This is a genomic window from Rhizobium sp. ARZ01 (assembly GCF_014851675.1).
GTDB lineage: Bacteria > Pseudomonadota > Alphaproteobacteria > Rhizobiales > Rhizobiaceae > Mycoplana.
Map to the genome: position 1 here is coordinate 580,261 of NZ_JACVAE010000003.1, position 12,327 is coordinate 592,587.

At 62.0% G+C, this 12,327-nt stretch carries 14 protein-coding genes; 1 reads left to right on the plus strand and 13 read right to left on the minus strand.

The features are described 5' to 3' along the window. Window positions 1-4 precede the first annotated feature (4 nt). Window positions 5-193: a lipoprotein gene (locus IB238_RS20045; RefSeq protein WP_192251101.1), complete on the minus strand. Its 189-nt coding sequence runs from the start codon at window positions 191-193 to the stop codon at window positions 5-7. 116 nt (window positions 194-309) lie between these two features. Then, on the minus strand, window positions 310-1,713 hold the full coding sequence (argH, locus tag IB238_RS20050) for an argininosuccinate lyase (RefSeq protein ID WP_192251104.1): 1,404 nt from the start codon (window positions 1,711-1,713) through the stop codon (window positions 310-312). Window positions 1,714-1,738: 25 nt separating this feature from the next. Between argH and IB238_RS20055 the strand changes: the two genes are divergently transcribed. Continuing rightward, window positions 1,739-2,419, plus strand: a complete 681-nt coding sequence (locus IB238_RS20055; RefSeq protein WP_192251107.1) for a TlpA disulfide reductase family protein — start codon at window positions 1,739-1,741, stop codon at window positions 2,417-2,419. A gap of 10 nt (window positions 2,420-2,429) precedes the next feature. Here the strand turns inward: IB238_RS20055 and IB238_RS20060 are convergent, their stop codons facing one another. The 11 genes from IB238_RS20060 to IB238_RS20110 all read right to left on the minus strand — a co-directional run bounded on the left by IB238_RS20060 (window position 2,430) and on the right by IB238_RS20110 (window position 12,282). Then, the gene (locus IB238_RS20060; RefSeq protein WP_192251110.1) at window positions 2,430-3,452 is read right to left on the minus strand and encodes a sulfate/molybdate ABC transporter ATP-binding protein; all 1,023 of its coding nucleotides are present in this window, start codon (window positions 3,450-3,452) and stop codon (window positions 2,430-2,432) included. Further along, entirely contained in the window at window positions 3,449-4,345 is an 897-nt protein-coding gene (gene cysW, locus IB238_RS20065; protein WP_192251113.1) for a sulfate ABC transporter permease subunit CysW, read from the minus strand. Before cysW ends, IB238_RS20060 begins: the two co-directional genes overlap by 4 nt. Window positions 4,346-4,349: 4 nt before the next feature. Beyond that, a complete protein-coding gene (cysT, locus tag IB238_RS20070) occupies window positions 4,350-5,171 on the minus strand; it encodes a sulfate ABC transporter permease subunit CysT (protein WP_348648272.1) in 822 nt (273 codons plus the stop codon). 76 nt (window positions 5,172-5,247) lie between these two features. Further along, window positions 5,248-6,231 (minus strand): thiosulfate ABC transporter substrate-binding protein CysP, encoded by a 984-nt coding sequence (gene cysP, locus IB238_RS20075; RefSeq protein WP_192251115.1) that lies wholly within the window; start codon window positions 6,229-6,231, stop codon window positions 5,248-5,250. 333 nt (window positions 6,232-6,564) lie between these two features. Next, window positions 6,565-7,443 carry a 3-hydroxybutyryl-CoA dehydrogenase gene (locus IB238_RS20080; RefSeq protein WP_192251117.1) on the minus strand — a complete coding sequence of 293 codons (879 nt, stop codon included), beginning with the start codon at window positions 7,441-7,443 and terminating at the stop codon, window positions 6,565-6,567. Window positions 7,444-7,607: 164 nt separating this feature from the next. After that, window positions 7,608-8,537: an electron transfer flavoprotein subunit alpha/FixB family protein gene (locus IB238_RS20085; RefSeq protein ID WP_192251119.1), complete on the minus strand. Its 930-nt coding sequence runs from the start codon at window positions 8,535-8,537 to the stop codon at window positions 7,608-7,610. A 189-nt stretch (window positions 8,538-8,726) separates the two neighbouring features. Then, on the minus strand, window positions 8,727-9,476 hold the full coding sequence (locus IB238_RS20090) for an electron transfer flavoprotein subunit beta/FixA family protein (RefSeq protein WP_192251121.1): 750 nt from the start codon (window positions 9,474-9,476) through the stop codon (window positions 8,727-8,729). Between the two features lie 182 nt (window positions 9,477-9,658). Beyond that, window positions 9,659-10,444 (minus strand): rhomboid family intramembrane serine protease, encoded by a 786-nt coding sequence (locus IB238_RS20095; protein ID WP_192251123.1) that lies wholly within the window; start codon window positions 10,442-10,444, stop codon window positions 9,659-9,661. A gap of 27 nt (window positions 10,445-10,471) precedes the next feature. Beyond that, a complete protein-coding gene (locus IB238_RS20100; RefSeq protein ID WP_192251125.1) occupies window positions 10,472-11,050 on the minus strand; it encodes a cob(I)yrinic acid a,c-diamide adenosyltransferase in 579 nt (192 codons plus the stop codon). A 13-nt stretch (window positions 11,051-11,063) separates the two neighbouring features. Further along, a complete protein-coding gene (locus IB238_RS20105; protein ID WP_192251127.1) occupies window positions 11,064-11,267 on the minus strand; it encodes a twin transmembrane helix small protein in 204 nt (67 codons plus the stop codon). A gap of 181 nt (window positions 11,268-11,448) precedes the next feature. Next, window positions 11,449-12,282, minus strand: a complete 834-nt coding sequence (locus tag IB238_RS20110; RefSeq protein WP_192251361.1) for an SDR family oxidoreductase — start codon at window positions 12,280-12,282, stop codon at window positions 11,449-11,451. Window positions 12,283-12,327 lie beyond the last annotated feature (45 nt).

Here is a 12,327-nt window from a genome sequence, read left to right on the forward strand (position 1 = left end):
TCCGTCAGAGGAGGGCATCGAGAATAAAGGGCTTGTCCTCGACGACCTGTTTCTTTGTATCCTTGCCCGCACTCGCCTTCGATGCAGGTGCAGCTCCCGGAGGATCAAGGTCGCCCTTGCGACCGCAGGCCGCGATCACCGTCGCCGAAAGAACAAGGACGAGGGCCAGCCTGGCAGTGGTCTTCAGTGTCATGCGGGTTCGCGGCTCCGAAAGCGATCGATGGTTGTGAAACACTTAGCAGAAGCGGGGCCTGTTTGTGCACCCCGATTCTTCTGATGATTCATGCAAGGGGATTGATCGGTCGACCGTCAGTTGCGTGACCGCCACCACACGATCTGCTGGCGCACGTTGGACGGTGCGGTGCCGCCGAAGGAAGTGCGGCTTGCGACCGATGCTTCCACGGTCAGCACGTCATAGACCTTGTCGGTAATGGCAGGATTGATTGCCTGCAGGTCGGCGAGCGGCAGTTCGGCCAGCTCGCAGCCCTTCTGCTCGGCGAGTGCAACGGCACGGCCGGTGACGTGATGGGCGTCGCGGAAGGGAAGGCCGGCTTCGCGCACCAGCCAGTCGGCAAGATCGGTTGCAGTTGAATAACCGGAACCGGCCGCTGCCTTCATTCGATCGGTACGAACAGTCATGTCGCGCACCATGCCGGTCATTGCGGCAATCGCCAACTCCAGGCTCTCGGCGGCGTCGAACACCTGCTCCTTGTCTTCCTGCATGTCCTTGGAATAGGCGAGCGGCAACCCCTTCATTACGGTGAGGAGCGCAACAAGCGAGCCGTTGATGCGACCGGTCTTGGCGCGCACCAGCTCGGCGGCATCCGGGTTCTTCTTCTGCGGCATGATCGAGGAACCGGTCGAGAAGGCATCAGACAACCGGATGAAGCCGAATTGTGGCGTCGACCAGATGACGATTTCTTCCGCCAGCCGCGATAGGTGCGTGGCGGCGATCGCTGCGATCGACAGGAACTCCAGCGCGAAGTCGCGGTCGGAAACCGTGTCGATCGAATTGCGGGTCGGCTCGCGGAAGCCCAGTGCCTTGGCGGTCATGTGGCGGTCGATCGGGAAGCCGGTGCCGGCAAGAGCGGCGGCGCCGATCGGGCTTTCGTCCATGTGCTCGATCGCGTGGCGAACGCGCTGGCGGTCACGGCCGAACATCTCGACATAGGCCATGCAATGATGCCCGAAGGTGACCGGCTGGGCCGTCTGCAGGTGGGTAAAGCCGGGCATGACGGTATCGGCATGCTCCTCGGCGCGATCGAGGAAGGCGGCGATCAGCGCACTGAGCATCTTCTCTGTTTTTTGCAGCTCTTCCTTCACCCAGAGACGGAAATCGAGCGCCACCTGATCGTTGCGCGAGCGCGCGGTGTGCAGGCGGCCTGCGGCCGGGCCGATCAGGGTGGCAAGCCGGGCCTCCACGTTCATGTGGATGTCCTCGAGCTTGCGGGAGAATTCGAAGGTACCGCTTTCGATCTCCTTCAGCACCGTTTCCAGCCCTGCGACAATCTTGTCCTTGTCTTCGGCAGAAATGATGCCTTGATGGGCCAGCATGGTCGCGTGCGCGATCGAGCCGCGGATGTCTTGGGCATAGAGCTTCTTGTCGAAGCCGATGGAGGCGTTTATCTCCTCCATGATCGCGTCCGGGCCCGATGCGAAACGGCCGCCCCACATCTGGTTCGAAGATTGGGTCTCAGATTTTGCGTCAGCCATGGGATTGCCTATCCTGGAGAATGAAATGACAGTCGAGAAGAAGCCAGGCCGCCCGGCCTCCAAGCTGATCGCAGTGGCCGCGCTTGCCGGCATTCTTGCCGGTGCGGCAGCGGTATACGTGATGGAGAGCCAGTCTGGCAATGGCGGCGGTGCCGTGGCCGGGGCCGGCGGCCAGTGCGAAGCGGCAAAGGGTAAGGCGGCGGGACTGACGCCGTTCCTGAAGGGACAGGTTGCCGCCATGATGGCTGCGGATCAGCCGCGACCGCTACCGGCGCTTGCCTTCAACGGACCGGACGGCAAGCCACGCACGATCGCCGACTTTTCCGGCAAGACATTGCTCGTCAATCTCTGGGCGACCTGGTGTGTGCCATGCCGTGAAGAAATGCCGGCTTTGAATGCCTTGCAGAAGGAGCTCGGAAGCGACCGCTTCGAAGTCGTCGCCATCAACATCGACACCGGCTCGGACGAAAAACCGAAAACCTTCCTCGACGAAACCGGGGTCCACGCTCTTGCCTACTACCGCGACAGCTCCATGGGCGTCTTCAATGCGCTGAAGAAGGAAGGCCTCGCCTTCGGTTTGCCGGTGACGCTTCTGATGGACGACAAGGGTTGCATGATCGGCGCCATGAATGGTCCGGCCGTATGGGACAGCGAGGATGCGAAGGCGCTGATCCGGGCCGCCGTCCCGGTCGCGCCGGCTTCGTGATGGATGCAATTCAGCCGGCCGCGTAGACGCGCGGTCGGCGGATATCGAGAAAACCCCGCTCGCCTTTCTTGTGCGGAAACTCGGGTGCGGTGTCGAACTCGATCGACTGGCCGCCGGTGGTCTTTGCGAGGACGCGGCGCGAATCCGGCCGGTCGAGAACGCGCACGATTTGTGCGGGCACGCCTTGTCCATCCTCGCGCCAGGCGACATCAGCCGGGCGGAAGAGCAGGTCGGCCGGACCGTCCAGTAGATCCGGTGCGTCGAAAGGCACGTCCTGCACAAAGGCCTTGCCGTCGCGCACGGTCGCCGGCAGGGCGTTGGCGTCACCGAGGAATTTCATCACGAAAGCGTTCTCCGGGCTGCGGCAGACCGCCTCGGGCGTTCCCTCCTGCACGATATTGCCCTTATCGAGGATGACGACCCGATCGGCGAGATCGAGCGCCTCTTCCTGGTCGTGGGTGACGAACAGCGTTGTGATGCCGAGTTCGTCGTGGATCTTGCGCAGCCAGCGGCGAAGGTCGCGACGGACATTGGCGTCGAGGGCGCCGAACGGCTCGTCGAGCAGCAGTACGCGCGGATCGACGGCAAGCGCGCGGGCGAGCGCCACGCGCTGGCGCTGACCGCCGGAAATCTGGCCGGGGAAGCGGTCGCCGAGACCGGAGAGTTGCACCAGTGCCAGCAGTTCCTCGACCCGCTCGCGGATCGCCTCGGCCGAGCGCTTCACCTTGGACACTTTCATGCCGAAGGCGATGTTTTCGGCCACGGTCATGTGCGGGAACAGCGCATAATGCTGGAAGACGAAGCCGACGCCGCGGTCGCGTACCGGAATGTCTGTCGCGTCATCGTTGCCGAAGTAGATGTGGCCGTCATCGGCATATTCGAGGCCGGCGACCATGCGCAGGATCGTCGTCTTGCCGGAGCCGGAGGGGCCGAGCAGGGCCACCAGTTCGCCACTGCCGATATCGAGCGACACGCCATGGACGGCACGGAAGGTGTCGAAGGTCTTGACGACGTTGTCGAGACGGATTTTCAAGGCTTGACCTCCGAAATTGTATCATTGCCGGCAAGCGTTGCCGGGCGCGAGCGGCGTCCTGCACCTTGTCGTTCCAGAAGCACTTTCACGACCAGCGTGACGAGCGCCAGCGTCGCGAGGATCGAGGCTGCAGCGAAGGCGCCGACGGCATCGTAGTCGTGATAGAGCAGTTCGATGTGCAGCGGCAGCGTGTTGGTCTGGCCGCGAATGTTGCCGGAGACGACCGAGACCGCGCCGAATTCGCCCATCACGCGCGAATTGCAGAGCACGACGCCATAGAGCAGTGCCCATTTGATGTTCGGCAACGTCACCGAGAAGAAGGTGCGCCATGCGCTTGCCCCAAGCGATGTTGCTGCTTCTTCAAGATCGCGCCCCTGCGCCTGCATGAGCGGGATCAACTCACGCGCGACGAAAGGGGCTGTGACGAACATGCTGGCCAGCACGATGCCGGGCAGGGCGAACATGATCTTGATCTCTGCCGTTTCCAATACCGGACCGAACAGGCCCTGCAGGCCGTAGACGAAGAGATAGGAGACGCCCGCGACGATCGGCGAGACGGAGAACGGGATCTCGATGACGATCGTCAGAAGTCGCTTGCCGATGAAATCATGCTTGGTGATCGCCCACGCAGCGGCGATGCCGAATGCGGTATTGATGGGAACCGCAATCAGTGCCGTCAGCACGGTCAGCATGATCGCGTGCAGCGTGTCCGGCTCGGCGATGGCGGCGGCGAAGTAGGGCAAGCCCTTGGAGAAGGCCTGCACGCCGATCACCATTAGCGGCGCCACGATGATGATGGCGACGAAGAACAGCACCACCGCAAGCAGGGTGCGCCGGAAGCGGGGAGCATCGCCGATGCGGGGTGGACGGCGGCCGGAAAAATGCGGTCTCATCGGATCAGTTTCTTACCGTGTAGCGGAGGGCGCGCGCCTGCATGAGGTTGGTGACGGCGAGCATCAGGAATGCGGCAATCAGCATGACCGAGGCGATCGCGGCGGAAGCCGGATAGTCGTATTCCTCGAGCCGAATGAAGGCGAGGAGTGCTGTGATCTCCGTCGAGAAAGGCTGGTTGCCGGCGATGAAGATGATCGCGCCGAATTCGCCGAGGCTGCGGGCGAAGGACAGGGATACACCGGCCAGCAGTGCCGGCGTCAGCAGCGGCAACACGACGCGCATAAAAATCGACAGGTCGCTGCCGCCAAGTGTTTGGCCGGCCTCCTCGAGCGCCGGATCGAGTTCCTCCAGCACCGGCTGCACGGTGCGCACGATGAAGGGCAGGCTGGTGAAGGCCATGGCGATCATGATGCCGAGCGGTGTGTAGGCCACCTTGATGCCGAGCGTCGACAGCGGCGCACCGAACCAGCCATTCGTGGCAAAGAGCGTCGTCAAGGAAATACCGGCGACGGCGGTCGGCAAGGCAAAGGGCAGATCGACCAGCGCATCAATAATGCGCCGGCCGGGGAAGCGGTAGCGCACCAGCGTCCAGGCGAGCGCGAGCCCGAAGAAGAGATTGAAGATCGTTGCCGCAAGCGCGCAGGAAACGGTCACGAGGTAGCTTGCGACCGCACGATCGGAGGAGACAATGCGCCAATAGTCGGCCGGGCCGAGGCTTGCCGCCTTGAACACCAGGGCTGCCAGCGGCAGCACGATGATGATCGCGGCATAGACCAGCGTAATCCCGAGAGACAGGGGGAGACCCGGCAGTACGCGCCGTTTCACGATATTTGTCTTTTTCGCAGCAAGAAGACCGGCGGGATTTTTCGCCCGCCTGCCCATTGCTGTTTCTTCGTGTGCTTCAGCGGTTGCCATAGATACCGTCAAGGATCCCACCTTCGGCGAAATGCTCCTTGGAAACCTGACCCCAGCCGCCGAAGACGTCTTCGACCTTAACGAGGCGAATATCCGGGAACTGGTCCTTGAATTCGGCCGCGACCTTCTCGTCATGGACGCGATGGCCAAATTCGGCGGCGATCTTCTGGCCTTCCGGCGCGTAGAGAAAGTCGAGGTAGGACTTCGACAGTTCCTGGCTGCCATGCTTTTCGGCGACCTTGTCGACGACGGCGACCGGGAACTCCGCGAGCAGGCTGACAGAGGGAACGACCTGTTCGAACTTGTCGGTGCCGTATTGCTTGGCGATCGCTTTGGTTTCTGCCTCGAAGGTGATGATTACGTCGCCGATTTCCCGCTCGACGAAGGTGGTCGTGGCGGCGCGCCCCCCGGTGTCGAAGACCGGGACGTTGTCAAAGATCTTGGTGACAAACTCCTTCACCTTCGCCTCGTCGCCTTCGAACTGTTCCTTCGCGTAAGCGGTTGCAGCTAGGTAGGTGTAGCGCGCATTGCCGGAGGTCTTCGGGTTCGGGAAAATCACCTTCACGTCGTCGCGGGCAAGGTCGTTCCAGTCCTTGATACCCTTCGGATTGCCGGCGCGAACAAGGAAGGAGGGGAAGGAATAGAAGGGCGAGGCATTGTTCGGGAACTTTTTCTGCCAGTCCTCCGCGACGAAGCCGTTCTTCACGAGGAAGTCGATGTCCGTCACCTGGTTGAACGTCACGACGTCGGCTTCCAGTCCCTCTACGATCGCACGTGCTTGCTTGGAGGTGCCGCCATGCGATTGATCGACGGTAACGCCCGGGTGTTGGCTGATGAAGGCTTCATTCTCAGCGGCAAAGAGCTCACGAGCAACGTCATAGGACGCGTTCAGGAGTTTGTCGGCAGCATTGGCCGAAAGGGGGGCTGCCAGTGCCGCGATGGCGGCACCGATAAGGAATAGGCGCTTCATGTGATTTGTGTCTCCCGGAAGGCAGGCTGTTATTTCTGCCCGGACAATAATGGCCGGCCGAGCGCAATCCGAGGCACGGCGGACCAATCAAAGTCTGCTCAGGAAAAAATTAGTCTTACTCGGCGGAGTTCAGCAGAAAATTTGCAGACGGTAATCATCGGGCGATGCCGTCTGACCGTCGCGGATTTGCAGCGATAGCTGCGATGGAAACACAATGTCTCCCCACAGTTCGATCAACTGTACCACAAGCTGCCCGAAGACGTCTTTGGGTGAAGCCGTGGCCGTATGGCCGCGATCGGCCAGCGGCGTGCTAACAGAGACCGGCGGTGCTGCTCAGCGGGTCGGGACGGGGACTTCGCCGCGATAGTCGTAGAAACCGCGTCCGGACTTGCGGCCGAGCCAGCCGGCCTCGACGTACTTCACCAGCAGCGGGCAGGGGCGATATTTCGAGTCCGCCAGGCCCTCATAAAGGACCTGCATGATGGATAGGCAAGTATCGAGACCGATGAAGTCGGCCAGTTGCAGCGGTCCCATCGGGTGGTTGGCGCCGAGCTTCATCGCCGTATCGATCGCGTCCACAGTGCCGACGCCCTCGTAGAGCGTGTAGATTGCCTCGTTGATCATCGGCAGAAGGATGCGGTTGACGATGAAGGCGGGAAAATCTTCTGCGACCGTTACAGTTTTGTCGAGAGTCGCGACAAACTCCTTGGCGGCGGCAAAGGTTTTTTCCTCGGTGGCGATGCCGCGCACGAGCTCGACCAGCTTCATCACCGGCACCGGGTTCATAAAGTGGATACCCATAAAGCGTTCGGCGCGGTCGGTGGCCGAAGCCAGGCGCGTGATCGACAGCGAAGAGGTGTTGGTCGCTAGGATTGCGTCGGGCTTCAGGACAGGACAGACCTGTCCGTAGATCTTGCGCTTGACCGTTTCGTCCTCTGTCGCCGCCTCGATGACAAGGTCGGCCTGGGACAGGTCGTTGATGTCGGTCGAGCCTTTGATGTGCGACAGCGCGTTCTTGCGATCCTCGTCCGTCATCTTGCCGGAAGCGACTTGGCGGGCGAGATTGCCATGGATGGTGGCGAGGCCGGTCTCAATCCGTTCGGCCGAGAGATCGTAGATATGGACCTTGTAGCCGGCGATGGCGCAGACATGGGCGATCCCGCAACCCATCTGGCCTGCTCCGACGATACCGACGTTCCTGATCGTGCTCATTGTTCTGCTCACCGAATGAATGAAGAGGCCCCGACCCTCGGCCGAAGTGGCCGCGGGTCAAAAAAAAGAAAACCGGGCCGAATTTGTCGGCCCGGTGCAGTGATAAAGGGGTGCGGCGTATTTTTCCAGCGATTATTCGTCGCGTACCGCGTGCCGGATCGCGCTCAGAGTGCTTTTTCGAGCTCCGGCAGGGCGTCGAAGAGGTCGGCGACGAGGCCGTAGTCGGCGACCTGGAAGATCGGCGCCTCCTCGTCCTTGTTGATGGCGACGATGACCTTGCTATCCTTCATGCCGGCAAGGTGCTGGATGGCACCGGAGATGCCGCAGGCGATGTAGAGCTGCGGGGCGACGACCTTGCCGGTCTGGCCGACCTGCCAGTCGTTCGGCGCGTAGCCGGCGTCGACGGCGGCGCGGCTGGCGCCGACGGCGGCGCCGAGCTTGTCGGCGACCGGCAGGATCACTTCCTTGAACTTCTCCGCCGAGCCGAGCGCCCGTCCGCCGGAGATGATGACCTTCGCCGAGGTCAGCTCGGGACGGTCCGACGACGACAGCGCGTCACCGACGAAGCTCGACAAACCCGGGTTGGCGCCGGTGGCAACCGTCTCGATGGCGGCATTGCCGCCTTCGGACGCGGCGGCGAACGAGGCGGTGCGCACGGTGATCACCTTCTTGGCGTCGCTCGTCTGCACCGTCTGGATGGCATTGCCGGCATAGATCGGCCGCTTGAAGGTGTCGGGGGAAACCACTTCGATGATCTCCGAGACCTGGGCGACGTCGAGCAGGGCTGCGACGCGCGGCAAGACGTTCTTGCCGACCGAGGTGGCGGCGGCAAGGATCGTGTCGTAGGCACCGGCGAGGGCGACGATCGTCGCGGCCAGCGGCTCGGCCAGGTTGTTGGCGAGCGAGGCGTCGTCGGCGAGCAGCACCTTGGCAACGCCCGAGAGCTTCGCCGCCTGCTCGGCCGCCGCCTTGGCACCGGAACCGGCGATGAGCACATGCACGTCGCCGCCAAACTTGGTTGCCGCCGTCAGCGCCTTGGCGGTCTGATCGGAAAGGTTGGCATTGTCGTGGTCAGCCAGAAGAAGAATGGCCATGGTGAAAATCTCCCTATCTATTTGCGCTCAACGGTCCCTTCGGCCCAGCGCGCGACAATCTTGTTCATCCCGTCATGCCGGACTTGATCCGGCATCCAGCGCGCGAAAGTCCTTGCGCGCCAAGGTGTCAATCGCGCCGCCGACGCGGCGCGGCTGGATCCCGGCTCAGGGCCGGGATGACGGAGGGTGTCAAAGCACGCCGGCTTCGGTTTTCAGCTTTTCGACCAGCTCGGCCACGCTCTTGACCTTGACGCCGGCCTTGCGGCCTTCCGGCTCCTCGGTCTTCAGCACCTTCAGCCGCGCGGCGGTGGAGACGGCAAAATCGGCCGGGCTCTTCTTGTCGAGCGGCTTCTTCTTCGCCTTCATGATGTTCGGCAGCGAGGCATAGCGCGGCTCGTTCAGGCGCAGGTCGGTGGTGACCACCGCCGGCAGCTTGATCTCGATCGTCTGCAGGCCGCCGTCGACCTCGCGGGTGACCTTCGCCGAGCCGTCGCCGATCTCGACCTTCGAGGCAAAGGTGCCCTGGGCCCAGCCCAACAGCGCCGACAGCATCTGGCCGGTCTGGTTAGAATCGTCGTCGATCGCCTGCTTGCCGACGATGATCAGGCCGGGCTGCTCGGCCTCGGCGACGCCCTTCAGGATCTTCGCCACCGCCAGCGGCTCGACCGCGTCGTCAGTCTCGACCAGGATCGCCCGGTCGGCACCCATGGCAAGCGCGGTGCGCAGCGTCTCCTCGGCCTTCGCCGGGCCGATCGACACGACCACCACTTCGTCTGCCTTGCCGGCCTCCTTCAGCCGCAGCGCCTCTTCGACGGAGATCTCGTCGAACGGGTTCATCGACATCTTCACATTCGCGAGCTCGACACCCGTGCCATCCGGCTTCACCCGGATCTTCACGTTGTAGTCGACGACCCGCTTTACGGGGACCAAGATCTTCATAGGTTCTCCTTCCAATGCCCGCATGGGAAAATGCGCCACCCGAGCGCCTCCCGATTGTCGGTTGGCGACATCGATACGCGTTTTTTCCTCAAATTCAATGTTCCGACAGGCGTTCCGCGCGGAAACATCTGTACATAGCTTACGTGAACGTAAACGTAAATAAAATTGTGTATGCCTGGTAGTCACCGACCCCAATGGATGGGCGGGGCAGAGGAGGCTGCCGGGCGATCGGCCTGCTCCGTCGGGATTGCTTCCTTATGTCGCACTGCTTTGGGTGTCACGACAGTACGATCGAAAAGTGGCACGTCACGGCGCCGCAGGATGAGCAGGAGGACTGCTCCAGCGAGTATGCCGCCGACATGGGCGCCCCAGGAAACGCCGCCGTCCGGTTCCACGGCCAGCATGTAGAACTGCTGAGCGACCCAGAGGAGAAGCGGCACGGCGGCGGGCAGCGGCAGCGGGATTCGAAAGAACACGAGTACCCAAACGCGCACCTTCGGATGCAGCAGCAGATAAGCCGCAACCACGCCCGAGACTGCCCCGGACGCGCCGATCAAGGGTGCCTCGGATGCGGGTTGCGCTATGCCGTGAAGAAAAGCTCCGGCAGCGGCGCAGGCGAGATAGAAGATCAGAAACCGGAGGTGCCCCAGCGCGTCTTCCACATTGTCGCCGAACACCCAGAGGAACAGCATGTTCGTTGCGAGGTGCACGAAGTCGGTGTGAATGAACGAATAGGTGATGTAGGTGTAATTTTCCGGTACGAGCACGAGGCCAGGCTCGAGTTCGGCATAGTCGAACACGACGGCCGGGATGTATCCGAGCCCGACCACGGTTTCGTCGGAGAAGGTCTGGCTCGCTATCATCCCGGTTATGAGCCAGACGGCGACATTGACGATGATCAGGCCGATCGTAACGTACTGGACCTTGATGTATTTCAGAGAATTCGCATCGTGCAGCGGTATGAACATGAACGCCCGTCCGGGTTGCGTTTGCGACTACCTGTTCTTTCCTGGAACCCAGAGAACGTCCAGGGCGCCCTTGTCATTCGCCCACCGGGCCGCAACGAAGAGAAAATCCGACAACCGGTTTATGTAGGCGGCAGCCTCCTTCGACACCGCTTCTCCCTCGATTGCGGCGAGTTCTACCACGCAGCGCTCAGCCCGGCGTGACGCCGCACGGGCGACATGGAGCGCCGCCGCTGCCGCCGTCCCGCCTGGCAGCACGAAGGATCGCAACGGTGCGAGGTCGGCGTTCAGCATGTCGATCTCGGTCTCCAGCCGGTCCACCTGTGCCTGGACGACGCGCAGCGGCTCGTATTTCGGCTTTTCCCCCGTGTCGGGCGTTGCAAGGTCGGCGCCGAGGTCAAACAGGTCGTTCTGAATCCGCATCAGCATCTGATCGAGGTCAGGATGCACCGAAGTATGCTGTCGTGCCTGTCCGATCAGGGAGTTAACCTCGTCGATATCGCCATAGGCTGCGACGCGCACATCGTTTTTCTTTCGGCGCGGACCGGCGACGAGCCCGGTCGTGCCGTTGTCGCCGGTGCGAGTATAGATCTTGTTCAGCTTGACCATCGTTATCGCGTTCTCATGCAGGTCGTCCGCCGCCGGCGAACCAAAGCGTCAGCATGATGAGCACAATGGCGACCGCCTGCAAGACGATGCGCATTTGCATCAACTGGTTGGACTTGTTTCCGCTGCCACCCTTGGCCAGGTTGATCAGGCCGCGGATCAGTACGATTGCGACAAGACCCATGACGACAAGCGATATGTAGGTGAGGATGGTAGACATGTTCGCAATCCGTTGTTCGTTCTGTTCCCGTTAGGGTGTCTATCTACACTAACGCATTCGCGCGCGAAGCGGAATTGAAATCCGGAACGGATGATGCGTAGATTCAAAGTGTTAGTAAGAAGGCCGCGCCCGGGAGGGCGTGGAAAAGCGGCGATGCCTGCCGATCCAGCCGAAGGCGGCGTTATCCCAATCGGCCGATGATGCGATAGAAGAGGGACGCCGGTAGCAGCTTCTTGAGGAGCGCGCCCTTTTTCGCCGGCGATGTCACGATGTAATGCGGCCGCGGCGCTCCGGAGTTCAGCGCATGCTTGAGAACATGATAGACCGCATCCGGTCCGAGCTTGCCGGGCGCCGGCCTGCTCTCGCCGCGCAACCGACGCATCTGCCGGCGATATTCTTCTGCATGCACCGAATGCTCAAGGTCGATGTGCTTTTCGATGTGCGGGATGGAGTTTTTCATAAAACGCGAAACAATCGGGCCGGGTTCGATCAGGCTTACGTGGACACCAGAACCGGCAAGCTCCATGCGCAGCGTCAGCGACAGGCCCTCAAGAGCGAACTTCGAGGCGTTGTAGGCACCACGCCAGCGATAGGGGACAATGCCGAGGATGGAGGAGCATTGCACGATCCGGCCGTGGCCCTGACGGCGCATGGCCGGAATGACACGTCGGGTCAGGTCGTGCCAGCCAAAGACGTTGGTCTCGAACTGCTGTCGCAGCGCTTCGACGGGCAGGTCTTCGACAGCGCCCGCCTGCCCATAGGCGCCGTTGTTGAACAGCGCGTCGAGCCGGCCTCCGGTGCGCTCCAGGACCGTATCGGCAAGTGCTGCGATGGACCCTGGCTCGGTGTAGTCCATCAGCAGGGCCTCGATGCCATCCGCCTCCAGCGGGGCGAGATCAGTCTCTTTTCGGACCGTGGCGAACACCCGCCAGCCGTCGACTTTCAAGGCCCTGGCACAATAGGCGCCGATACCGGAGGAGCAGCCGGTGACGATGATCGTTCTCGTCGTGGAAATGAGGTCCGACATGCGCATTTCCTGTACAAATTCAGTTTCGTTTCC